Here is a 23218-nt window from a genome sequence, read left to right on the forward strand (position 1 = left end):
TCGCCTGCTCGCCCTGATCCATGTCAGAGCCGCACCATTTTGCTTCGAGCAGCATCGAGTTCGGTGCGATCAGACTGTGTCGAATGTGGAAGTGCAGCACCGGCCGACGGTTTATGGACAGGCCCGGCGTCCCCAGTCGGGGCCCGGGTAGGAGGCGACCGCGGGCGTTGGGGAAGCGCACCTTCTGTGACGCTGGTAAGCAGGCCGATGCCTTACCGAACGTCGATCGTTTCAATGCCTTGGAACAGCCAGCGCCAGCGTTGCGCTGCCTTCGCGACATTTATAGTTTGGGGAGACGGCGATTTTCGCCTGCGTATGAGGCATATTGACTTCGGCCAAGTGTGGATGCTTCGCCGACGAGCCGAAACGCAACTGGCGTATACGATCGGATGGAGAACGGGCTGTCGCTACGCGATGTCTTCTGAGCCCAACGCGAGCATGCCCTGCCCCGAATGAAGTAAGTGGCGTGGGCCATGCAGCTCCGTGTCATTCAAACGGCTATTGCGCCTCGGCCGCCGCAGCGCCGTTCCAGCCGGCTCATGCTGTCCACGGTGACGCGGCGGTTGTTCTCGATCCGAATCACGCCGTCCATTCTCAGGCTGGTCAGCTGACGGCTCACGGTCTCGTTTGTGATGCCAAGGAAATCAGATATGTCGGCACGCGTCATCGGCAGCTCGAAGCATGCCGACATAGCCGCCGGGTCAACATTGGAGTCGATGTTCCGGGCAATCATGAGGAGAAAGCTCGCCACCTTCTCTGGTGCGGTCTTGCGCCCCAGAGTCACCATCCATTCGCGGGCCTCGTCAAGTTCGTTCAGCGCCTGCTTGAGCAGGCGATGCACAAATTCGGGTGACTGCTTCATCATCCGTTCGATGGCCGCTCTCGGAAACGAGCACAGCGAGACAGCTGTTGCCGCTTCCGCATTGATCGCACTTTTCATCTTGAAGGGCCGTCCCAGAAAATCCGGCGCGAACTGGAGACCGACGATCTGCTGGCGGCCGTCCGAAAGGCTCTTCGTGAGCTTCACCACGCCTGAAAGCACGTTTGAATAACAGTCCACCGCCTCGGCGTCGCCGATCAGTTCGACCCCCGGCTCGATATTGTGCCGCGACGACGTCTTGGCGAGCTGAGCCAAATCGTCTGGCTCGAGCGCGCCACAGACACCGCGGCGCCGTGCCTCGCAAGGCAGGCAAAGAACGGGAATGCCGGAACTGTGAATATCCTGCCGTAATGTCATTCGATCGCTCTACCGGTCCAGTGCGGGCAGGATAGCAATCCACGGTAGAAAAATCCTTGCGGCAGTTTGTCCGTGCTGAAGGTTGATCGAAATCAGGGCTTAGGCTCATCCAAGCATCCACAGTTCGGGCGACGCAAACACGGTGGACCACGACATGCGACAAAAGCTAGCTGCCAGATTTGGCGAGAACGTCCCGCGCTATACCAGTTATCCGACTGCGCCCCATTTCCATGCGGGCGTCGATGCCGTCGTTTACCGAGGCTGGTTGGAGGCGCTCGAAGGTGGTGACGAGATATCGCTTTACCTGCATATTCCCTATTGCGACAGGCTCTGCTGGTTCTGCGCGTGCCATACCAAACAGACCCGCCACTACGAGCCGGTGGCCGCTTATCTGCGCTCGCTGTATGCGGAGATCGCCACGGTTGGCGGCCTTGTTACCGGCAAGGGCCGAGTTCGCGCGGTTCATTTCGGCGGCGGTTCCCCGACGATGCTGGAACCTGAGGATATTGTGGCGCTGGGAAGCGTCCTGCGCAACAGCTTCGCCTTTCTTCCCGGCGCCAAGATCAGCGTTGAAATCGAACCCAATGATATGGACGATGCCCGCCTCGATGCGCTTGCCGAAATCGGCACGACCCGTGCGAGCCTCGGCGTCCAGGACTTCGATCCGAAGGTTCAGAAGGCAATCAACCGCGAGCAGAGCTTTTTGCAGACCAAAGCGGTAGTCGACGGTGTTCGTTCGCGCGGCGTCGAATCGGTCAATCTAGACCTGCTCTACGGCTTGCCGCACCAGACGAGGGAGAGCGTCTCCTCCACCGTCGCGCAGGCGCTGACCTTGGAACCCGACAGGATAGTGCTTTTTGGCTACGCCCATGTGCCGTGGTTCAAGAAACATCAGACCATGATAGACGAGGCATGGCTGCCCGGTCCCGCGGAGAGATTTGCTCAATTGCAACTGGCGGCGCGGGCGATCGTGGACCAGGGGTACGAAGCAATCGGCCTCGACCATTTCGCCAAACCCGGCGATGCCCTGGCCCTTGCCGCCCGCGCCGGAACACTGCACCGGAACTTTCAGGGTTACACCGACGATTGCTGCGAAACCTTGATTGGGCTAGGCCCATCGTCCATCAGCCAGTTTCGGCAGGGCTATGCGCAGAACATGCCTTCGACCAGCGAATATCGATGCACGGTTGATGACGGCGGGCTGGCCGCTGTTCGGGGTATCGCATTTTCCAACGACGACCGCGTTCGCGGCTGGATCATCGAACGTTTGATGTGCGACTTCGCCTTCTCGGCCATCGATCTGGTGGAACGCTTCGGCGAGGCCGGCCAGAGGCTCCTCCTTCAGTCAAGTTCCATGGCCCTCCACGATCCGGTTCGATTGCTTGAACTTGATGGCGACAGATTCGTTGTGCCGGCTGAAAGTCGCCCTTTCGTCCGAAGCATCGCGGCCAGGTTCGACAAATATTTCGAAACTGGAACGGCCAGGCACTCGGCGGCAGTCTGAGCGCCGCAGAGGAACGGTCATGGCTCTCACTCGATCGTGAACCGATTGCGATCGTTTTCCACTGTTGACCGGCGACCGTCGGCCGAGACGGTTCGAAGCGGACCAGACGCGTCTTGGCATGGCGACGATATCGCCCGCTCATGCCCTGCCTGTGAGATCATGGTTGTCGGCGACAGCTCCCTTCGACCTTGCAAGGAGAATGCAAGGTGCCGTGCAAGCGGCTGACAACACTTGGGCCGGTGGCAGAAGTCCGCAAGCACCCCGGCAGCGCGGTCAACGTTGAACCACCCGTTCACCCGAATATGCCGGTGCAGTTCCGGTGGAAAGGGCTTGGCCTAGACGGCTCTCTTGTTACCCCAGAGCATAACGTGCAGCTGCGGTAGCACGCGGGCTTCGAACCATTTGTCGCGGGTCACGCTGTCAACCAGCCACTCCATGCGCTTCAATATTCCGTCAAGGTCGACGGGCGCGTCATCATTTGCCGGGTGTGGCGGCGTGTGATTGCCGGGTTGCAGATAGATCGGAAGTTGCGGAAATTGCGCAGCGGCGTCTTTCGCGTAGGCGTAGTCCCTTTCGTCGAAAACAATGAGCTTGAGCACGATTTGGGGCTTGCCTTGTGCCGCCTGGAGGCACGCCTCGACAGCGGCCCAATCTGTCGTCATTTGGCTTGACGGCGGCTTTGGGCTGAGGATCAGCACGTCAAGGTGCGCAAACCAGTCCCTGGCAAGCGAACCTTGGGTTTCCAGCGCAAAACGGTAACCGTCACCATGGCCTCGGTCGATGAGCGCGCCGAGCGGCTGGATGGCCGGATTGCCGCCTGACAGTGACACCATAAGCGGGCGGCCACCGGAAAGCGCAAGCACATTTTTCCACACCGCGCCGACGGACATCATCTCCCATTCATGGCGGAATTGATTGTCCACAGCATGCAGGCTGTCGCACCAGGAACAGCGAAAGTCACACCCGCCGGTTCTGACGAAGATCGTCGGCAAACCTATGAGCACGCCCTCGCCCTGGATCGTCGGCCCGAAAATCTCGCTAACGCGGATTGCGGGATGCGTATTGGTCATGGCCGGTATTCCGCCCAGGTTTTCGGCGTTTCGCTCACCCGCACGGCCGCGGTTTCGCTCAGGCGTGCCTTGCACCAGTCGTAGAAATGTCTGGCCAGATATTCCGCCGTGACTTGCTCGTGTCCCAGCACGTCGTTGAGATGTCGGTGGTCGAAGCTCTCGTCGATGTAGCGTTTGAATGGCGCCAAATCGTGGTAGTCGCGCACGAAGCCGTGATCGTCCAGTCCATTCGCTGAAAGCTCCACTTCGACGATGTAGTTATGTCCGTGCAGGCGCGCGCATTGGTGATCGGGTGGCAATGAGGTGAGCTGATGCGAGGCTGAGAAGTGGAATTCCTTGGTGATGCGGAACATTACGCGGTGGTCCTTCGCAGCGCTCCGAGCCAGAAGTCGGAGTCCTCGTACTCGGTTGGGTCCGGGTGCCCAGCGATGTGAAACGCCTCACGCCGCTCGACGCAGGTCCCGCACCTCCCGCAATGACGCTCGGCGCCCTTGTAACAGGACCAGGTCTGCGCAAACGGCGTGCCGTATGTGGCTCCATCCCTAACAATGTCCGCCTTCGTCAGGTTCACATAGGGTGCATAAAGGCGAATCTGCGCGTAGCCGTCGAGCGCGTGGCCCTGCATCATCTGGAAAGCATCGATGAAGGCCGGACGGCAATCGGGATAGACAATATGATCCCCACCATGCACGGCCGTCGCCACCGCGTCAGCGTCTTGCGCTGCGGCGAGGCCGAAGGCAATGGCCAACATGATGGCGTTCCGGTTGGGCACCACCGTTACCTTCATCGTATCTTCGGCATAGTGCCCATCGGGCACGTCCACATTGTCGGTCAGCGCGGAGCCGGAAAGGCCGCCGCCGATCTCGTGGATGTCGATGATTCGCTGCGGGACGCCCAGGCGCTCCGCGCAAAGGGTGGCGAAGCCCAATTCCTTCCTATGCCGTTGGCCGTAATCGAACGATAGCAGGCCGGTAAGCTGGTGCTCCGCTGCCACCTTGTGAGCAAGAGTAACGGAATCCAATCCGCCGGAGCAGACGACGAGAGTCTTCATCGTTGGGTCCTTGTTTTAACCGGGTAGGCTGCGACCGGAGATTTCTCTGCGCTCCAGTACTTCAGGAAAACCATTTTGTGAAGTGAACGGAGACCAGTTTCGTGCGCTTGCGTGCGGTGCGCAAAACGCCCTCGCGGTGAGCTGGAAGGACACGGACTGGTGAGACGTCACGCTTCAGCGGAATGCTCAAGCGAACGCTGCTCGCGGACAAAGTTCTCGACGAGCAGAGCCTGGCGGTTCCGAGCGCCGAGGGACGCCACTGCAACGGTTGCAGGGTACAAGGAGCCCGGATGGCTTGCCGCAAAGATGACCGGCAAACCCTGAATAACCGGTGATGAGCCGACATCTGTGAACAAGCGGTGTGGTCGATTGCAATCACCCATGTCTTGCGCACAGGTACCTTATGTCAGTGGATGAACTGAACTTGATGGTTTTACAGATGGCAGTCGAAAGCGTCCGCTCGCTCTCGTTGAGCTTCGCTGAAAAAGCCGCCGAGATAGCCACCAGGAGCCGCGGCATCCTGCTTTTCGACGTGCGGATCGACGGTGACGCGCAGGTCCAGCGGGTCGCTGCCATCCGATATCACGGCGGCCAATTCGGCGTGCTGGCGTTGGATGTACACGGCCTAGTTACCCACTATTGCATCGTTAACGGTATGTTCTCACATTACATTGCGTCCTTGGAGAGCTGGCACAGGATGCCCCTGTCGATGCAGGCCAAGATGGATGCCAACGGCAATGCCCGTCTCTTCGTAGCCGCGTTGCGGGATGCCGGACATATGCTGGGCACCTAGCATTGGGCGAGAATGCATCTGTGAATTTTGCATGTGCGTCACTGCGATGGCGCCGGCATGATCGTCATGCTCCAAAACGGCTGCGGCCCCCCGCGAAGCGGTCGCCGCGATGATGGTGATCAACGGCGTTGCATCGATGCGAGCGTTTAGACAGAGGTCTCCTCCTGGCATCGAGCGCATGCAAGGAGCTACGCAAGCGCAACTGCATCAAGTATTTTGAAGGGACGACCTCGTGCATGGAGCTTGCGCTGCATACGGGCGGCGCGAGCCGCGTTGCCATCCAGCAGAGAGGGTGCTTGCGGTACTCTCAATGACCCGAGATCGCAAATGGACGTGGGTAAGCACCAGAACTGGCAACACCCATGGTGGTCCGCTGGACTCGCTGGAGGAAGCACAAGGTGTCGGCGGGCAGAGCGCAGCGAGTGCCTACCTCGATCTTTCTAGAAGCGCGCCGGCAGCCTGGGCGGGGGGGCTTGGGGTTAGACTGCCGGCGCACGCCACTCACGAAGAGCGGCCCCTTTTCGTGGTTCGAACACCCATAGTCAACCCGGAAACGTCAGGATGCCCGCCATGTTATTTTCAGAGCGGCGCGATGCCGGCCATGTTGGCCGATTCAGCCTAGGAGTAGCCACTCTCGTAGGCCGAGTTGATGCTCAAGCGCCAGCATCGCCTCGCCGAACTACCAAGAGTTCGCCGTTACAATCCTTCGTCGCGAGCCGATGCCCTCGTGCACGTTTCGTAGCACTCCGGGCGGCTACATCGCCTTGTTGTTCGCGAGCCCATGTGAAGGGTTCCTGCATCGGAAAGTTGACGAGATTCTCTTGGCGGTACTGCGCCAGAGGCATCCCAACGGAATCAGCGTCTACAATCAGCCGCAAGCTTCACATCACAAGAGCGGTAGTCCACCCATTGCGGATCATCCGACTGATCAGGCGGCGTCCGAAATGTGCGACTCTGCCTCAAGGATTCCCACAGGTATGGAAAGCGATCTCGCTATCCGATCCCGATATCCCTTGTTGTACCTCAGACCTCGCTCGATGTTTTGAATTTCCTCAGCGGCAAGCCCGCTCGCGACCGTCAGATCCTCGATCGAATACCCAAGGTGCTCACGATAAGCGCGGACGATGTGGGTCCCCTGCGACATAGCCGTCAAGACTGGTTCGGGAATGCGCGAATCGTTCATAAACATCTCCAAGAACATGGGAGCTCCCTCGGGAGATACCCCCCCGGCGGCGCAGACCAAGCAAATCAAAAAATGGACGTCCATTCAGCCGGACCGGCTTCATCCATGGAATGGGCCGCCTGAATTAGGAGCTGGGTCGGAATATGGCGGCTCACCTCCTTCTAATCAAGAAAGCCAACGGCGAGAATTATTCGCGAAGGATCGCAGGTCGGATGCGCTACAGCCGATCAGGCCATCTCAGGAGGGGGCCCTGGAACTCTGAACACCAACTCGAACTCCCGGTACGGACACTGCTTCCTTCGGCCAATCTCCACCGGCGGGGGAGCGAAAGACCCACTCTTGAAAGCCCCCGGCTGCGTGCTGACGTCGGCTCTAGGAAGCTCGATCGCCCTGTGCCCCGATCGACCGGCCGAAAAAAGGGATTCCAAATTCCAGCAAACACTGGTCATCTGGTTTTCATCCGGATCCAGACAAAGGGTAGCTTTCCATCGAGAGCTTCGCCATCTGTACAGGTTCACAATCATTCGACCGTGACCGATTTTGCGAGATTGCGCGGCTGGTCTACATCTGTCCCCATGAAGAGCGCCGTGTGGTAGGCAAGAAGCTGTATCGGCAGCGAGAAGATCATTGGCGCGATAATCTCGTCGACTACCGGCAGCACGAGCGTGTGCATGGTGTCGAGTTTCGATGCGGCTGCCCCATTTTTATCGGTGATGAGGATAATCCGCCCTCCACGGGCAGCCACTTCCTGCATGTTGGAGACGGTCTTGTCGAAAAAGCGGTCATGGGGCGCGATGACGATCACCGGCATGTTCTCGTCTATCAATGCGATTGGCCCGTGCTTCAATTCACCCGCTGCATAGCCTTCGGCATGGATGTAGGAAATCTCCTTGAGCTTCAGCGCTCCTTCCATCGCTAGCGGGAAACTGGTGCCACGGCCGAGATACAGGACGTCACGATACTTTGACAGTTCGCGCGACAAGAACTCGATCTCCGGCTGGATGCTGTTGAGTACCTGGCCCATGACGCGCGGCAATTCGGCGAGGCTCCTGACGAGCGCCTGCAGCTCGCCTTCGGGGACGGTCCCGCGGGCTCTGGCGGCGCTGATGGCGAGTGCGGCTAGAACGGCAAGCTGGCAGGTAAAAGCCTTGGTAGAGGCGACGCCGATCTCCGGTCCGGCAAGGATCGGGAAGACCGTATCGGCCTCCCGAGCGATGGTCGATTCGCAGGCATTGACGATAGCGCCAATTTTCAGCCCACGCTCCTTGCAGTACCTCAACGATGCAAGCGTATCGGCGGTTTCGCCGGACTGCGAAATGAAAAGAGCCGCGGACTGCGGCGGCAAAGGGATCTCGCGGTAACGGAATTCAGACGCAACGTCGATTTCAACTGTCAGGCGCGCATAGCGCTCGAACCAGTATTTTCCGATCAGTCCGGCGAGATAGGCGGTCCCGCAGGCAGAGATCGCCAAGCTCGGAACCTTGGCGAAATCGATGCCAGGAACCATGTCGCGGCCCTCTATGATGTTGATGTAACGACGAAGAGCATGGGCGACGACCTCGGGCTGCTCGTATATTTCCTTCTCCATGAAATGGCGATGGCTGCCCTTGTTGGCCAGATCGGCCGCGGCCGTGGAGATATGGCGCGGACGCTCGACGGGATGGCCGTCGATATCGAAGATATGGGCGCCCGAATTGCCGACAATGGCCCAGTCGCCGTCCATGAGATAGGTAATTTCATTGGTGAAGGGCGCAAGAGCGATCGCGTCGGAGCCCAGGAACATCTCGCCGTCGCCGTGACCGATCGCCAGCGGTGGTCCGTTGCGCGCCGCCGTGATGGTCGACGGTTCATCTTCGAAGAGGATGGCAAGCGCATAGGCGCCCCTGACGCGTTTCAGCATGGCACGCGTGGCCTCTTGCGGCCTCATGCCCTCGCGGCGGTATCTTGCCAAGAGATGCCCAACGACCTCGGTGTCGGTGTCGGTCTGGAACTCGGCGCCATCCGCCGCCAATTCGTCCTTCAGCTCGGTGAAATTCTCGATGATGCCGTTATGGACGACGGCGACACCGTCGGTAAAGTGCGGGTGCGCATTGCGTTCCGTCGAGGCCCCGTGGGTTGCCCAACGCGTGTGGCCGATGCCGACTTTGCCGCTCAGCGGCTCTTCCTTCAGTCGCCTCTCAAGATTGACAAGCTTGCCCTCGGCGCGCCGGCGGTGCAAGGCACCGTCGATGATCGTCGCAACGCCGGCGGAATCATAGCCGCGATATTCCAAACCCTTCAACGCGCCGATCAACCGATCCGACACCGGCTGTTGCCCAACGATGCCAACAATCCCGCACATGTTCGTCTCCGCATTTTTGCGAGCAGCATCAGCCCACGCGAGACGGATACCCATCCGGCCGCTTTAAGTGGCGGCCTTGTAGTAGTATTCCATGATATTGGTACAATTGATTGTAGTGATCACTACCATCCACCCCATGGATAGGTCGGCTGCTGTGGGGGCCTAAAGTTCTATTCGCGCCTGACGCTCTTATGAGAATCGCAGACTCACCCGCGGCAGGATCACGGCCTCAGAAAGGCCAGCAGGCCTTGGACAGTGGACGGACGACCGGCCTGCGAGCCCTAGTCAGGCAGTCCGGCATGTAGAAGCATTGTGCCGCCGACTTCGGGATCGGCGATGGTCTGTTTCGGCGACCGCCTGAGTTCGCTTCGCGGGCCGCGCGGCTCGCCCAGGACCGTCGTCGTCTCGCGCGGCGCCGGTGTCAGTTGACGATGGCATAATGCCCGCCGGGGGCGAGCGCCTCGCGCACGGCACGTGCCAGCCGCGGTCGGTCCGGGACGCCATGGAAAGCGTTGGCCATGAAGACGAGGTCGGCGGGGCGTGACACCAGAGTAGCGAGTTCATAGGCGTCGCCGGCGACGAATTTGCAATTGGTCACGCCGGCGGTCGACCACCTCCATGCCCGGCTTCAGCCCGGTTGCAACCAGCGCCATCTTCGCTGCGGTCCGGTTTGTCAGTGCTCGTTCCTGGCCTTGGCAAGAACACGAACTTCGGCTTCGGTCCGGAATGGCAATGTACCCCGATGGCGAAGGGCGGCCCGATCTGCGTCAAGCGCATCGCCGGGGAAGAGACGAAGTGATGGGCAACCCTCTCACAGTCAATTCGCGGTTGACTTATTTGTTCTCCGGCGAAGTGCGACAGCTGCTCGTATCCGGCAGCGTGAGCGATAGTTGATCAAATGCTGCCAATGAGTTTTGATACTGCAATCTTTAGACAGCCGCCTACCATGAATGTGCCATCGCGTTTCCGCGATCGAAGGAGCGAAGCCGGTGTCCAGTCGTCACTACATATTCCCGGAGAACAGCGAACCTCTGCGGCTATCGCGGCGGCTTGTGGAGGGAATGATCTTCGGAAAGGACGCTCTCACGCAATACGCCGGCACACGCCAGCGGGTCGTCTCGGTGATAGTTGAGAACGAAGGCACCGCGCCGAATCGGATTCTAGATGCCCAAGGAGCCTATTGGGTTTTCGATGCTGCGGGCGATATCCGAAAAGGCCTCACACGGTCGACTAGCGACATTATGAGCGCCACCTTCAATGATTCCGACAACAAGGGAACGGTGGTGGCACTTCAGCCAAAGCTCTCCAAGAAGAGGGCTGAGGAGGAGCACCGCTGGGTAGTGGGCAAGGCGCCGAACTCGACAGGATTGCCGCAGACATCTGGCCGAAGGTGAAGTCGGACAAGATGAGATCCGCGCAGGGGGTTTCGGTGAAGCGACCGCCGCTTACCTATGATGCTCGGCTCGCACTCGACGAGGCTACCGCAAATCTGTGGAAGATTTCGCACGCAGTAGATGAACTTAAGGAGCGTAGCCTGAAGGGCTTTGCCCATGAGGCTCGTTCGAGAGGTGCCGACCGCCCGGAGCACGAACTTCTCTACCAAGCCATCGCCCAGGTGGCAGATCAGCGACTCGAAATTCTGCGACGTCGCAGGACCGGGAAAGGCGTCTGGTATGCCATAGTGGGCGTAATAAAATGGAACGGCGACCACGTAGGCCAGAGCGTAGCCAGGTTCCACGAGAAGTGCGAAGGAAAGCGTTCAGCGGTCGTCGCGGCGAGAAAGCTTCTCGCCGAACATGCCAGTGAATTCGCGGAAAATATGACTGTGGAGGCCGAAGTGCTGACTGACCTTGAATGGCAGGGCAGGCTCCGTGAAGTGGAAGATTGAGGGTCGCGCCATGGCGGGCTACTTGATTTCGGTGTCGCAGATGCGTGGCCAAAGACCGACACATGCTGCCAGGCATATGCATCTGCGGACGGGTTTGACTTTTGATATTGGGATATGCAGGAAGGAAGGTCGCTTGCTGTACAGACGAGCTTATCGGCGAGGTCGAGAATCCTAGTACCGGTCAATGGTAGTGCATCCACAGCAGTCTGATTTCGACAGCCGTCGTCGAGCCGGAGTGCGCACCGGGGCAAAATCAAATGCTTCGGGCAAAAGCAGATGGACATCATTGGAGTGCAACACGAACGCGGCAAAGCTGCGCAGGTGATCATGGGCGGGCGATGGTAGCCTTCAAGGCCGACAAGCGGCAAACGCCCTGGGATCGTGTGCAGGGCAAGGTCGGCGGACCGGTTCCGAAGTGACGTAAGGAAGACAAGGCCGAGTGGCTGAAGCTCGACTGGTCGGCCGGGTCAAGACCCTTGGGCTAAGCGAAGCTGCGACACGCAAGGCTGCTGGATTTCTGGAAGGATAACAAAGAGCGCGGCCAGTCTCGAGCATATTGTAGGATTGTTACCGAAGCGGCGGCCGGGATGGACTCTCATCATTGTGGAACTACGTTTGGGATGATGGCACAGCCCTTTGAATCCGCCCCGGTAGGCGCTTCATATCAGCTGGTCGTGGACCACTATGAGGCAGCGGTTTCACTCCAGGAGCGCATTGTGACTCGCGCTCGACCAGTCGGCTTGTCAACGAAAAGCAATGACGAATTCCTGGAGTATCTGAATGCCGTGTTAGCGCGGGCGCGCCAAACCTTGGCTCGCGCCGATCAACGCAGTTAATTAAAAAAATGGAACATCCGGGGTTCGCAGGCATACAGTGTGCCATCGACGGCAACTCTAAGGGCGTCCGTCGGCTGTGAGCGATCAACATGCTTCCGCCCCAATAGGGAGAGGGAGCTATGACAGACTCCAGTTCACAAACTCACACTGCCGCGCAACGCGACACCCGCCAAAATTCCATCTATCGCAATTCGCTGCTGCTTCGAATGTGCTCGGCAGATTTGGCATTGCTGCAACCTCACTTGGAAAGCGTCTCCCTTGGACTGAAGACGCATCTCGAAGTGGCGGGGTCACCAATCAGAACCGTGTACTTCTTCGAGAGCGGTCTCGGGTCAGTGGTGGGCGAACTGCGGCCTGGTATTGAAGCTGAGATCGGAATCATTGGTTGTGAGGGCATGACCGGCTCAGCGCTTATCATGGGCGATGACCGATCAACGCACGATTGTTACGTGCAATTAGAAGCCCGCGCCTTTGTTATCGACGCGGGCCTCTTCACCAAGGCGCTTTTGACAAGCCCAACCCTGCGAACTTTTCTGCTCCGCTACGTTCACTACTTTCACCTCCAGGCAAGCTTCACTGCGCTCAGCAATGCCCGGATGAACATCGTCGATAGGCTCTCAAGATGGCTGGTGATGTGTGATGATCGCGTGGACGGAAACCGCTTGGCGATTACGCACGAGTTCTTATCAGTCATGCTCGGTGTCAGGCGGCCCGGCGTCACCATAGCGCTGCAAATATTAGAGGGACAAGGTCTGATACGATCGATGCGAGGAGAGGTCGTTATCCTTGATCGCACGCGTCTGATTGCGCTGGCTGACGGGTCGTATGGCAGGGCTGAAGCCGAATACGCTCGGCTAATCAGCCAACTGCCTTGGCCGCAGGCGCCTGATCGCCAATGATGTGCTCGAACAGGGAGATGGCCGATCTCCTGCATTGAGGCCATGTCCGGGTAAGCCGCCTAAACAGAGCCTTCACCGCCGACGTTGCCGAGCATCAGATCCAAGACGAAGCTGTCATGCCGGCACCGTTGCATGCGCCGCCCGAGGAAAACCGCCCCTCGCATCCATTCAGGATTCCGAAGCACGATACGGCTGTGCACCACCTTCCGGCCACTGCAAAGGGGACCCGAGATGACTCGGTCCGTAGAGGAGGTTTTCGAAGAGCATCTGAGGCGATATCGAGGAGGATCTTGGGGCGCACTGCCATCTAACCTCGATTAAGCAGGCATTCATGCGCTGGTTGGAGCAATGGCGAGACTCATTGCACCAGCCCAGTTCAAGGCATGTGCGGACAACCGCTTTGGGCGCCGAACAGATCGATTGGCGGCATACCCTTATCTTGCCTCACAAGACTTGTGGTCCGGGAAGGCTGTTTCGGGACTTTTCGAAATCAGCGGATCACAGGCTCGCCATGGAAGCGGCGGCGTGATGGAGGAGAAACCCCGAAGCCAACTTCCATCATCAGCCGTGGCCTGTGCGCCGGCACGGTGCCCATATGGAACCCGAACGGATCCTCGACGAAACCGAAACCGGCCTCGCCGGTCAGCGTGACCGGGCTCTGCTTGCTGTACACGTCCAGAATCTCTTGCGCGGGATGGCCGACGACAAGCGTAAGTTGGTGCTTGAGGGCGCGGCGATCATGGCTGCCGCGGACATAGACATGCGGGCCGGTGCCCTCGTCGACGGGCACGAGATAGAAAAAGAACTTCAGCATCCGCCAGTCGTCCAGATCGAAGTGGTATTTGCCGAGCGAAGCCAGGTTCTTGTCGGCGTCCGACGCCTGGCCGGTCGGGAAGCTCCACCAGACGCGCGTTGTGATCAGCGTCGCCTGGCCGCCGAGATAGTGCGCGGCAATATCCATGAGCAGCGGATCGTTTTGGATGGCAACGGCCGAGTTACAGCCCAGAATGCGCTCGAAATCCCAGAATGCGCTCGAAATAATGACCGCTGAGCAACGGACGGCCAAACCGCGCCTCAGCCTCCGCATGCTCCGCCGGCATGAATTCGAGTCGGCGATCGAAATTGCCGAAACAAGGTGTGCACCTGGCGAATGCGGCTACATCTTCAGCCACCATTGTTGGCAGGACGAGGCCGGGAAAAAGCCCATCCATCCGCAGCGCGTCGACAACGTCCTGGCAATTGATACCGGCAAACATCGTGTCCTGGGCTCTTTGCGACCTTCGGACCGGCTTTGCACCACGCCAGTGCATTCTCCGTGCCGGCATGGTGCGCGCCAACATGAACATGGGCAGCCACGCCGGGTTCTCGCGAATATTCGACAGGTAGGTCGGAATGCGTACGGCTATGCGACGCAGCATGCTGCCGTTTCGCGCGATAGTCTCAAGGCTTGCCGCGCCGGCTTTGTCGGGGTTCATAACGGTCATCGGGATCCTCAAGGCATGAATGCACTCATCGACGAAGGTTGGGTCCCAGTGCTTCGCCGCGATTCGCCGCGGAAGAACTAGGCGCTTGCCACGTTTTGTGCAACGCACAATTGCACTCAGAAATGGAGGTTGCGCGTTCGAATAAGACAATCGCAACCACCCCAATTACCTCAGGAACTGTCTGTAGCCGCCGCCCATCAGGTAGCGGCCACGTTGGATGGCGCGACGTACCTGATCGCGAAGATGGCCACCTGGATGACGCCAATCTTCTTCGACGCGGCGTGTCCCGAACAAGGCAATGGCGACCTCCTGATGAGATGCTCCGGCAAGCGAGCCATCCAAAGCCTGGAGTACGATACGCAGACGCGCTCCGCGGTGTTCCGGCGGAAAGCAAGCAGCTGACAGGCGGGCGCAACCATTGACGTGGTTCAAGAACTGAAGGGCAGCGACATGGAACTTGAGGTGCTGCGGCTGAACGATCGCGTCAACATATAGCCGCAACGGGCGGAGGACGGACGCACCGGAAACGGCGATCTGCAGACTCCGGCAGTTCTCCCTCAGCAGCACGTGCTGCACGCCCGCAGCTGTCAGCAGGATGTCCTTGCAGCATGAGAGCGAAGAAAGGTGAAGCGGTTCAAAATCGTGGTCGAGCCCAAGCGGCTCCGCGGCCGCTCGTAGAATACAGGCGCAATCGCGCGGATCCCAAAAGACCCTTGCCGATGTAGCGTCCGAAAGTGGCGCGTCGGCGAAAAAGAAGGCTCCATTGTCTTAGGAGAGCTGATCCTGTCGTCAACTCGATTATCTGCATGTCGCCTTGGGGTCCGACAATGCAGGCGTACGGTGCCATTTTGGCGTGGTCGCGCTGGAATTGTGGATTGCGCCGAAGAAACTCCCAGGCCCAGCCAGTGCGTGGCAATCGTCTAGCATAGTGGTAAGCGTCGTGGCGACGCCAGTCCGGCCAGCATACAAGGCCGACCGTCGCTTCCTTGGACAGACCAGCATCCTTCATGGCTCAGGTGTCCACTATGGCGCTATGCCGACGGGCCTAGAACCGGTTGCCACAGTACCGGTCCAATCAGACGTCCCCTGCTGCGGATGCGCAAAAGGCTCGCGTGGGAAATCTCGAGAAACCCAGCCACCGCCTCCGTTTTGCCGACGCATTTGGGTTCTCCGATGCGCGACAATGGCCACGTAGCCAGGCGGAGGATCCGCTCCATGCGCGTATCCGTCACCGTTACTATCCGGGTCAGATCCTTGGCCAAGCCGAACTCGATCATGCCCGCGAAGAGCTCGTAGGTCGCCAGGGCCAGCCCGCCCGCAGCCTTGGGCGCCGACGGAGGAAGATCGAGCGCGAAACGACTGCTCTCCCATATGTCGGTGGTCGAGGGCACGACGTCAGCACCCAGCAGCACCGGGAACGTGTCGCGCAACATTGTGGGTCCGGTGCTGGGCAGAAGACGCACGCAACCGCGAATTCGCCAGTCGGATCCTTTGAGGAGCAGATAGACGGGCTTCAGAGCATCAAACGAATCGGATTCCATCTGGTCTTCGGTATCAACTTCCCAATCGAGCCTTTCCTTGAACACCCGAAACCTGAGCCCGTGCATCTCTTTGAGTTCGCCTGCAAACTCGTTGTAAAAGTCTGGTGTTATCAGTTGCATCATGGTCGCCTCCATGTGGGATGTGTTCCCGCCATCGAAAGGCAAAGCTGACAGCGATGCAGCCTGTAGAGGTTTACAGGTATCGTGGCTGAAGAATCAGGATCTCGTCTGGCCGGAGGCAGCCATGCGTGCAACGGCCTGGTTGATCGTTCGAACGCCAAACTTTGCCTTGGCGTTTTCCAAGTGAAAAGTCACGGTGCGCTTTGAGACGCCGAGAAGCTGGCTGATATCCCAAGCCGACTTGCCGCGCGCCGCCCATTTCAGGCACTCGAACTCCCGCGGGGTGAGCGTTACACCATCCACCACGCGATCATCGGCGAGCCTGCGCCGGACATGGATATGAAAGTTGATGGCCACCAGCTGCAATGCTTTTTCGTAACGTGCCAGTGACCGCAACAGAAGCGGACGGGACTCGTCGGAAGCAAAGGTCAGGGCAGCAAACCGGCCGAGATGATCATGCATGGACATCGTCAGGCCGCCGCAGATGCCAAACTCAGCCGCACTCTCCAGAATTTGTTGCTGCGAATTCGGCAGACAGTGTCGAGCGCGGTCCACACCCCAATCGAATGTATCCCAGCCTTGCAGCCCGCGCAGGATGACCGGATCAAGACTGTGGTACCGCTGTTGCAGATAACGTGATGTCCAGGATGAAGGATAGTTTGAAATCAATTGGGGGGCGTCGCCGGAGGCCGACGGGTAAGTGAAATAGGCGAATAGCGGGAAGTCGAAGCCGGCTGCAGCGGAGGCCATTGCCTCACAGAGATCGGCAGCATCAACACTTGCAGACAGTTGCTCGACGAAGTTCTCAAACACGCGATGCATTTGCCCTGTGCGTAACCTCCGTTCGCTCAATGCCAGGCAGAGACCTTGTTTTAAACGATCCCGGACGGATACAGCGCGTGCCGAGAACGTGGCTAATCTATTGAACCAATCCGAAATAGTCTGACGTTGTCTATGAGGCGTGTGCCGCCGAGCCAGGCCGCGGCAAGCAACCGTGCCGGTCGATCAAGGCTTGTTATCGGGTGCAGATCTGCCTCCTCGCGAAGTTCCAGGTATTCGACCTCGCGATAGCCTGCAGCCAGAATTGCTGCGCGAGATTCTGCAAGCGTTGGCAGGACGGGTGAGCCGCGCCCAAGCCGCTCAGCCGTCTTGAGCAGGACCGATGATAGCTTGGGAGCAACAGCGCGTTGCGCTGGCGAGAGCCGCACATTGCGCGATGATAGCGCAAGACCGTCGGCTTCACGGACTGTCGGACAGGCAACAATGGTGATTGGAATATCCAAATCCCGGGCCATGCGCCTGACCAGGTGAATTTGCTGAAAGTCCTTTTCGCCAAAGAAGCCGAAGTCAGCGCTGGTTTGCAGGAAGAGCTTGGCGACGACGGTCGCCACGCCATCGAAATGTCCCGGCCGGAAGGCACCGCACAGGCCCTCGCTGACACCGGACACCGAAACGGTGGTGGCGAAGCCCGCCGGATACATCTCCTCTGCATCTGGCGCATAAAGCAGGTGCGCGCCAACCGGTGCCAGCTTGGCGGCATCCTCGTCCTCGGTGCGCGGATACGCGGCAAGATCGGCCTGGCTATTGAATTGCTTCGGGTTGACGAAGAGCGTCACGATCACACGGTCTGCCTTCTCGAGTGCAGCGCGCACCAGGCTGAGATGGCCCTCATGCAGGACGCCCATCGTTGGCACCACGGCAATCCTCACGCCCTCGCGGCGCCATGCGGCGACGGTTTCGCGAAGCTGGTCAGCGCTCCTGACGATCGGCACGCTCACGCTGCTTCTCCGCATTTGGTGGCGTCCGTGTCGGCGGGCTTGGGCGCATCGGCAAACACGTGCTCGGCGGCCGGAAACTGGCGCTCCTTCACCTCGTGCGCATAGGAAGCGATCGCAGCCGCAGCCGCCTCCCCCAGTTCAGCATAGCGCTTGACGAATTTGGGTCGGAAGTCGCCGAAGAGGCCCAGCATGTCGTCGACGACGAGAATCTGGCCGTCACAGGCTGCTGAGGCACCGATGCCAATGGTCGGGGCCGCCACCTCCCCCGTGATCCGGCGGGCGAGCGCCTCAGGAACCTTCTCCAGGACGACCGCAAAGGCGCCCGCTTCGCTCACGGCAAGTGCGTCGCGCCTGATGCGCTCGGCATCCCCGCCCCTGCCCTGCACGCGGTAGCCACCGATGGTGTTGATGGCCTGCGGCGTCAAGCCGACATGAGCCATGACCGGCACGCCGCGTGCGGCGAGGAAGCCGATCGTCTCTGCCATCGTTTCGCCGCCTTCGAGCTTGACGGCAGTGCAGCCGGTCTCCGACATGACGCGCGCAGCATTTCGGAAAGCCTGCTCTGGGCTTTCCTCGTAGGAACCGAACGGCAGGTCGACGACCATCAGCGCCTGCTTGATGCCACGGCGAACCGCCTGGCCATGCGTGATCATCATCTCCAGCGTGACACCGAGCGTCGAGGGCAGACCGTGGAGAACCATGCCGACGCTGTCGCCGACGAGCACCACATCACAATGGGGATCGACAAGCCGCGCGACTGGGGTGGTATAGGCGGTAAGGCAGACGAGCGGCGTCCCACCTTTGCGCGAACGAATATCCGGCGGTGTGATCGCCTTGGTATCACCAAACGCGCTCAATGGATCCTCCTTCCCCTACGTTGCCGCGGGTGTCGCCTTTCGCACATTTTTGTGCAGGTGCGAAGAGCTAAAAAATGGCCGTGCAGCTGTGGGGGTGTTGACGTGCCGACAGGCGCGCTTACACTAAATCGATTAAGGTGCCCCCCGAGCTGGCAGACCAATTCGCGAACATGGACGATCAGGCAATACGACTCAGGAAAGACAGAGCCGCCGTGAATGCCGACGACGTCAAAGTGGACCTGATCGCCTTTGTGGTCGCCGTAAACGACAGTGAACCCTGTGTGCTCACCATCGGCCAGGCGGACACCTTGCCCTCCGGTCCCTTTGCGCTTGAGCACCGATCGCTGCAATCCGGCTTGAGGGGGTGGGTCGAGCAGCAGACCGGCCATCGGCTGGGGTACATTGAGCAACTCTACACGTTCGCTGATCGGGATCGCATCGGCGCCGAGCGCCAGCAGCGCGTCATCTCCATCAGCTATCTTGCATTGACCCGCAAGGAACAGGCAGCGGGCCCGCCCAAGTGCGGATGGCAGAGTTGGTATGAATATTTTCCATGGGAGGACCATCGCTCCGGCACGCCTCCGGTCGTGCTGGATGTTCTGCGACCACGCCTGATTGAATGGGCAAACGGCGTCCGCGATGCGGCCACGCGACGTGAACGCTGGCAGCGGGCGACGATAGCCTTTGGCTTCGACGACCGCCTTTGGAACGAGGAACTCACGCTGCAACGCTATGAGTTAGTTTACGAAGCAGGCTTGGTCCAAGAGGCCGTAAGAGGGCGGGACGGGGCGCCCCCTCCGCTGGTGCCCAGCAAGTCCATGGTCGCCGATCATCGCCGCATCGTGGCGACCGGCATTGCGCGGCTGCGCTCCAAGATCAAATACCGGCCGGTCGTCTTTGAGCTGATGCCGACGGTCTTCACGCTTTTGCAGCTGCAGCGAACCGTGGAGGCGCTCGCCGGCAGGCTCATCCACAAGCCGAACTTTCGCCGACTGATCGAACAGCAGGAACTGGTCGAGGAGACCGGAGAGGCCACCACTGAGACCGGCGGCCGGCCAGCGAAGCTTTTCCGTTTCCGCCACGCCGTTCTCGACGATAGGCTCATCGCCGGGACAAAATTGCCGCTGGCGCGGGGTTGACATCCCTTATACTCACAGCAAGTATATGCTGGTTATTTTCAATTAGAGTATAAGGGGGGAGGGTTGATGAGCGCCATGCTGCCTGCGGCCGCGTTGCTCTACGAGCGCGTCCGGCGAGTGATCCCGCCGATCGAATGGCCGGCTTTCGTCGACGATATCGAGGCGATCCTTGCACTGAAGCGCGAGCGCAACGCCATCATCCTGGCGCACAACTATCAGACGCCCGAGATTTTCCATTGCGTGGCCGACATCGTCGGCGACAGCTTGGCATTAGCCCGCACGGCTGCGACGATCGAGGCGCAAGTCATCGTGCTGGCCGGCGTCCATTTCATGGCCGAAACGGCCAAGCTCCTCAATCCGGACAAGACCGTGCTCATTCCGGATCTCAGCGCCGGTTGCTCGTTGGCGGAATCAATCACGGCAGAAGACGTGCGCTTGATGCGCCAGCGTTATCCCGGCGTTCCGATCATTACTTATGTAAACACGTCGGCCGAAGTGAAAGCCGAGTCGGATATCTGCTGTACATCCGGCAACGCCAAGGCGGTCGTCGAATCCCTTGGGGTTCTCCGGGTGATCATGCTGCCGGACGAATATCTGGCCCAGAATATCGCCGCCCAGACCGATGTACAGATCATCGCCTGGAAAGGGCATTGCGAGGTGCATGAGCGCTTTACACCGGCCGACATCCGCGAGTTGCGCGAAAGCCATCCCGGCGTGGTCGTGCTCGCCCATCCCGAATGCCCGCCCGACGTCGTGGCTGAAGCAGATTTTTCCGGCTCGACGGCTGCCATGTCCGACTATGTCGAAAGGCAAAGGCCGCCACGTGTCGTGCTGATGACGGAATGCTCGATGAGCGACAACGTCGCGTTAGCGCACCCAGAGGTCGAGTTCATCCGGCCCTGCAATTTGTGCCCGCACATGAAGCGGATCACGCTTGCCAACATCCGCACGGCGCTCGAGCAGAACCAACATGTCGTAACCATCGAACCCGGGATCGCCGGGCGCGCGCGGCTTGCGGTCGAACGGATGCTGGCAGTTTGAGCGCCGACCTCCGCAGCTTCTTCGGGCGTCCCATCATCATCGGCGGCGGCATCGCCGGACTGATGACCGCGCTTCAACTGTCGCCGGAGCCGGTGCTTCTTCTGTCAAGGTCGCTGCTGGGAGCTGACAATTCGAGCACCTGGGCACAGGGCGGTCTGGCTGCAAGTTTCGGCGAAGACGACGATCCGGCAATGCACCTGGCCGATACGCTTGCTGCCGGGGATGGTCTCTGCGACAGAGACGTGGCGAGCCGCATCCTCCAAGCCGCGCCCAAGGCCATAGAGGGGCTTGCGGCCTTTGGGGTTCCCTTTGACCGCACGCCGAAAGGATCACTGTGCCTCGGATTGGAGGCCGCACACAGCCGACGTCGCATCGTTCATGCGCATGGGGACGGCACCGGGCGTGAGATCATGCGTGCCCTGATCGCGGCTGTGCGTTCCACTCCGTCGATAGTTGTCGTGGAGGGCGTGGAAGCGCGCCGGCTGGCCGTGCGAGAGAATGCGATCCGGGGCGTCTGGGCGAGCTGTTCGATCGGACCTTTCTTCTTCGGCTCACGGCGGGTCGTCCTCGCCACCGGTGGCATCGGGGGACTGTTTCTCGACACCACGAACCCTTGGGGAAGTTGCGGACAAGGCCTTGCACTTGCGGCCCGCGCTGGAGCTGTCCTAGCCGACCTCGAATTCATCCAGTTCCACCCGACCGCGCTTGACGGCCCGGAACGCCCTATGGCGCTGGTCAGCGAGGCTGTCCGAGGCGAAGGTGCTGCCCTGATCGATGAAACCGGCCAGGCTTTTCTCCAGAGCGTGCCAGGGGCGGAACTTGCGCCTCGCGATGTCTTGGCCCGGGCCGTGTGGAACCATCTTGCGGACGGCCACCGTGTTTTTCTCGACGCCCGACAACGGCCTGGCCCGGCATTCGCTCGACATTTCCCGACAATCGCATCAGCCTGTCGTGGAGCGGGCATCAATCCCGCCCGCGATCTCATCCCCATTCGGCCGGCCCAACACTACCACATGGGTGGCGTTGCCGTGGACAGCTCCGGCAGAACCTCCGTCAAGGGGCTGTGGGCCTGCGGTGAAGTCGCTTCGACAGGACTGCATGGCGCCAACAGGCTCGCCAGCAATTCCTTGACAGAAGCCATCGTGTGCGCCCGCTGGGTCGCTGAAAGTGTCGCCGGGGCGCCTGCGCGCAGAACAAGGCCTGCGTTTGCCAACGTTTACCCACCGCCCGCTCCGATACCCGTGCGTGTTTTCCTGTCGCGCGCACTCGGCATCGTCCGGGATGGTGAAGGTTTGAAAGCAGCCACACGTGCCTTATTGCCGCTCGCCGAAAGCAAGGATGCGGTCTCGGATCCGGCGGCTGTCGGGCTAATGATCGCGGTTGCCGCCTTGTTGCGCGAAGAAAGCCGCGGCGCTCATTACCGGACAGATTTTCCTCATCATGCGACTGCCGCCCGACGGTCCGAAATCACGCTCGAAGCCGCCTTGGGCGCTGCGCGCGAACTCGGACACTCGCCAAACTTGGAAGGGGCAAAGTGATGAGGCTCTCACCGCTTCCCACGGTCATGCTTGAGCCGCTTGTACGGGCATCGCTTCTTGAAGACCTTGGCAGAGCCGGCGACTTGACCACGGATGCCATCGTCCCGAAGGAATACCAAGCGGGAACCGTGTTGGTGGCGCGACAGTCCGGAGTTGTCGCCGGCCTCGATCTGGCGATGCTCGCTTTCGGCTTGATTGATCCTGCTGTCGAAATCTCGGTGGAGCGCGCAGACGGCTGCAATGTCGTGGATGGAGAGATCATTGCATCAGTGGTTGGCCCGGCCCGGGCCATTCTCACAGCCGAAAGGACGGCACTCAATTTTTTGTGCCATCTGAGCGGCATCGCCACGGCAACGGCATCGATCGTCGCTGCGGTTCGTGGGTATGGCGCGAAGATCGTCTGCACCCGCAAGACGACGCCCGGATTGCGGGCAGTCGAAAAGTATGCCGTGCGCGCAGGTGGCGGGTCCAATCACCGCTTCGGTCTGGACGATGCAATTTTGATCAAGGACAACCACATCGCCATCGCAGGCGGCGTCCGCCCAGCGCTCGAGCGAGCACGAAGAGCGGCCGGTCATCTCGTCAAGATCGAAGTCGAGGTCGATACTCTGGCCCAGTTGGAGGAGGTACTTGGCTTCGCTCCCGATGCGGTTCTGCTCGACAACATGTCCCTCCCCGATCTTCGCCGCGCCGTCGCAATGGTCGGTGGCCGCGCTATCACCGAGGCTTCTGGCGGGATCACGTCCCATACAGCGCGGGCGGTTGCCGCGACCGGCGTTGATCTGATTTCGGTCGGCCGACTCGTCCACAGCGCGCCGATCCTGGATATCGGCCTCGACCATCGGGGCTCATGATTGTCTGAGTCAGGATTGGGTCAACTGTCCTCTCCGATCGTCAACAGTCAGATAGCAAAGACCC

At 60.0% G+C, this 23218-nt stretch carries 22 protein-coding genes and 1 pseudogene; 9 read left to right on the forward strand and 14 right to left on the reverse strand.

From position 1 onward, the window contains the following. Positions 1–490: 490 nt before the first annotated feature. Positions 491–1237, reverse strand: a complete 747-nt coding sequence (locus NKH97_RS29475) for a Crp/Fnr family transcriptional regulator (protein ID WP_023735815.1) — start codon at positions 1235–1237, stop codon at positions 491–493. 154 nt (positions 1238–1391) lie between these two features. Between NKH97_RS29475 and hemN the strand changes: the two genes are divergently transcribed. Next, on the forward strand, positions 1392–2741 hold the full coding sequence (gene hemN / locus NKH97_RS29480; protein ID WP_352799358.1) for an oxygen-independent coproporphyrinogen III oxidase: 1350 nt from the start codon (positions 1392–1394) through the stop codon (positions 2739–2741). A gap of 335 nt (positions 2742–3076) precedes the next feature. On the opposite strand, the gene queE is transcribed toward hemN, so the two are convergent. The 3 genes from queE to queC are packed head-to-tail and all read right to left on the reverse strand — an operon-like array spanning position 3077 to position 4862. Continuing rightward, positions 3077–3811, reverse strand: coding sequence for a 7-carboxy-7-deazaguanine synthase QueE (gene queE / locus NKH97_RS29485; RefSeq protein ID WP_023735817.1), 735 nt, complete (start codon positions 3809–3811; stop codon positions 3077–3079). Beyond that, a complete protein-coding gene (gene queD, locus NKH97_RS29490; RefSeq protein WP_023735818.1) occupies positions 3808–4164 on the reverse strand; it encodes a 6-carboxytetrahydropterin synthase QueD in 357 nt (118 codons plus the stop codon). The genes queE and queD overlap by 4 nt, the downstream gene beginning before the upstream one ends. Continuing rightward, positions 4164–4862 carry a 7-cyano-7-deazaguanine synthase QueC gene (gene queC / locus NKH97_RS29495; RefSeq protein ID WP_352799360.1) on the reverse strand — a complete coding sequence of 233 codons (699 nt, stop codon included), beginning with the start codon at positions 4860–4862 and terminating at the stop codon, positions 4164–4166. Before queC ends, queD begins: the two co-directional genes overlap by 1 nt. 403 nt (positions 4863–5265) lie before the next feature. Here queC and NKH97_RS29500 point away from each other — a divergent pair, with 403 nt between their 5' ends. Continuing rightward, positions 5266–5655 (forward strand): hypothetical protein, encoded by a 390-nt coding sequence (locus tag NKH97_RS29500; protein WP_023735820.1) that lies wholly within the window; start codon positions 5266–5268, stop codon positions 5653–5655. A gap of 928 nt (positions 5656–6583) precedes the next feature. Here the strand turns inward: NKH97_RS29500 and NKH97_RS29505 are convergent. From NKH97_RS29505 to NKH97_RS29515, 3 genes are all read right to left on the reverse strand, one after another. Beyond that, on the reverse strand, positions 6584–6856 hold the full coding sequence (locus tag NKH97_RS29505; RefSeq protein ID WP_023762805.1) for a helix-turn-helix domain-containing protein: 273 nt from the start codon (positions 6854–6856) through the stop codon (positions 6584–6586). Between the two features lie 502 nt (positions 6857–7358). Then, positions 7359–9179, reverse strand: coding sequence for a glutamine--fructose-6-phosphate transaminase (isomerizing) (gene glmS, locus NKH97_RS29510; protein ID WP_352799363.1), 1821 nt, complete (start codon positions 9177–9179; stop codon positions 7359–7361). 421 nt (positions 9180–9600) lie between these two features. After that, positions 9601–9777, reverse strand: coding sequence for a class I SAM-dependent methyltransferase (locus tag NKH97_RS29515; RefSeq protein WP_352799365.1), 177 nt, complete (start codon positions 9775–9777; stop codon positions 9601–9603). A 391-nt stretch (positions 9778–10168) separates the two neighbouring features. Here NKH97_RS29515 and NKH97_RS29520 point away from each other — a divergent pair, with 391 nt between their 5' ends. From NKH97_RS29520 to NKH97_RS29530, 3 genes are all read left to right on the forward strand, one after another. Next, positions 10169–10573: a hypothetical protein gene (locus tag NKH97_RS29520; RefSeq protein ID WP_352799367.1), complete on the forward strand. Its 405-nt coding sequence runs from the start codon at positions 10169–10171 to the stop codon at positions 10571–10573. 35 nt (positions 10574–10608) lie between these two features. Further along, complete coding sequence (locus NKH97_RS29525) at positions 10609–11067, forward strand: hypothetical protein (protein ID WP_352799369.1); 459 nt, start codon at positions 10609–10611, stop codon at positions 11065–11067. 955 nt (positions 11068–12022) lie between these two features. Beyond that, positions 12023–12802, forward strand: a complete 780-nt coding sequence (locus NKH97_RS29530) for a Crp/Fnr family transcriptional regulator (protein ID WP_352723291.1) — start codon at positions 12023–12025, stop codon at positions 12800–12802. Between the two features lie 490 nt (positions 12803–13292). On the opposite strand, the pseudogene NKH97_RS29535 reads toward NKH97_RS29530, so the two are convergent. The 7 genes and pseudogenes from NKH97_RS29535 to panB all read right to left on the reverse strand — a co-directional run bounded on the left by NKH97_RS29535 (position 13293) and on the right by panB (position 18582). Continuing rightward, positions 13293–14286: pseudogene (locus NKH97_RS29535) on the reverse strand (hypothetical protein). 165 nt (positions 14287–14451) lie between these two features. Continuing rightward, positions 14452–14853: a DUF2285 domain-containing protein gene (locus NKH97_RS29540; protein WP_245264243.1), complete on the reverse strand. Its 402-nt coding sequence runs from the start codon at positions 14851–14853 to the stop codon at positions 14452–14454. Between the two features lie 67 nt (positions 14854–14920). After that, on the reverse strand, positions 14921–15295 hold the full coding sequence (locus NKH97_RS29545; protein ID WP_352799372.1) for a transcriptional regulator domain-containing protein: 375 nt from the start codon (positions 15293–15295) through the stop codon (positions 14921–14923). A 22-nt stretch (positions 15296–15317) separates the two neighbouring features. Next, positions 15318–15950, reverse strand: a complete 633-nt coding sequence (locus NKH97_RS29550; protein WP_352799374.1) for an acyl-homoserine-lactone synthase — start codon at positions 15948–15950, stop codon at positions 15318–15320. 93 nt (positions 15951–16043) lie between these two features. Further along, the gene (locus NKH97_RS29555) at positions 16044–16769 is read right to left on the reverse strand and encodes a LuxR family transcriptional regulator (protein ID WP_023735835.1); all 726 of its coding nucleotides are present in this window, start codon (positions 16767–16769) and stop codon (positions 16044–16046) included. A 92-nt stretch (positions 16770–16861) separates the two neighbouring features. After that, positions 16862–17725 carry a pantoate--beta-alanine ligase gene (panC, locus tag NKH97_RS29560; protein WP_352799376.1) on the reverse strand — a complete coding sequence of 288 codons (864 nt, stop codon included), beginning with the start codon at positions 17723–17725 and terminating at the stop codon, positions 16862–16864. Next, entirely contained in the window at positions 17722–18582 is an 861-nt protein-coding gene (panB, locus tag NKH97_RS29565; protein ID WP_352799379.1) for a 3-methyl-2-oxobutanoate hydroxymethyltransferase, read from the reverse strand. The genes panC and panB overlap by 4 nt, the downstream gene beginning before the upstream one ends. Positions 18583–18752: 170 nt before the next feature. On the opposite strand from panB, the gene NKH97_RS29570 reads away from it, so the two are divergent. The 4 genes from NKH97_RS29570 (at position 18753) to nadC (ending at position 23154) form a co-directional block, all read left to right on the forward strand. After that, a complete protein-coding gene (locus tag NKH97_RS29570; RefSeq protein ID WP_023735838.1) occupies positions 18753–19721 on the forward strand; it encodes an NUDIX hydrolase in 969 nt (322 codons plus the stop codon). A gap of 66 nt (positions 19722–19787) precedes the next feature. Next, positions 19788–20762 (forward strand): quinolinate synthase NadA, encoded by a 975-nt coding sequence (nadA, locus tag NKH97_RS29575; protein WP_352799381.1) that lies wholly within the window; start codon positions 19788–19790, stop codon positions 20760–20762. After that, positions 20759–22300 (forward strand): L-aspartate oxidase, encoded by a 1542-nt coding sequence (locus NKH97_RS29580; protein WP_352799393.1) that lies wholly within the window; start codon positions 20759–20761, stop codon positions 22298–22300. The genes nadA and NKH97_RS29580 overlap by 4 nt, the downstream gene beginning before the upstream one ends. Next, complete coding sequence (gene nadC, locus NKH97_RS29585; RefSeq protein WP_352799383.1) at positions 22300–23154, forward strand: carboxylating nicotinate-nucleotide diphosphorylase; 855 nt, start codon at positions 22300–22302, stop codon at positions 23152–23154. The genes NKH97_RS29580 and nadC overlap by 1 nt, the downstream gene beginning before the upstream one ends. Positions 23155–23218: the final 64 nt, after the last annotated feature.

It is taken from the genome of Mesorhizobium sp. M0870 (genome assembly GCF_040319775.1).
GTDB lineage: Bacteria > Pseudomonadota > Alphaproteobacteria > Rhizobiales > Rhizobiaceae > Mesorhizobium.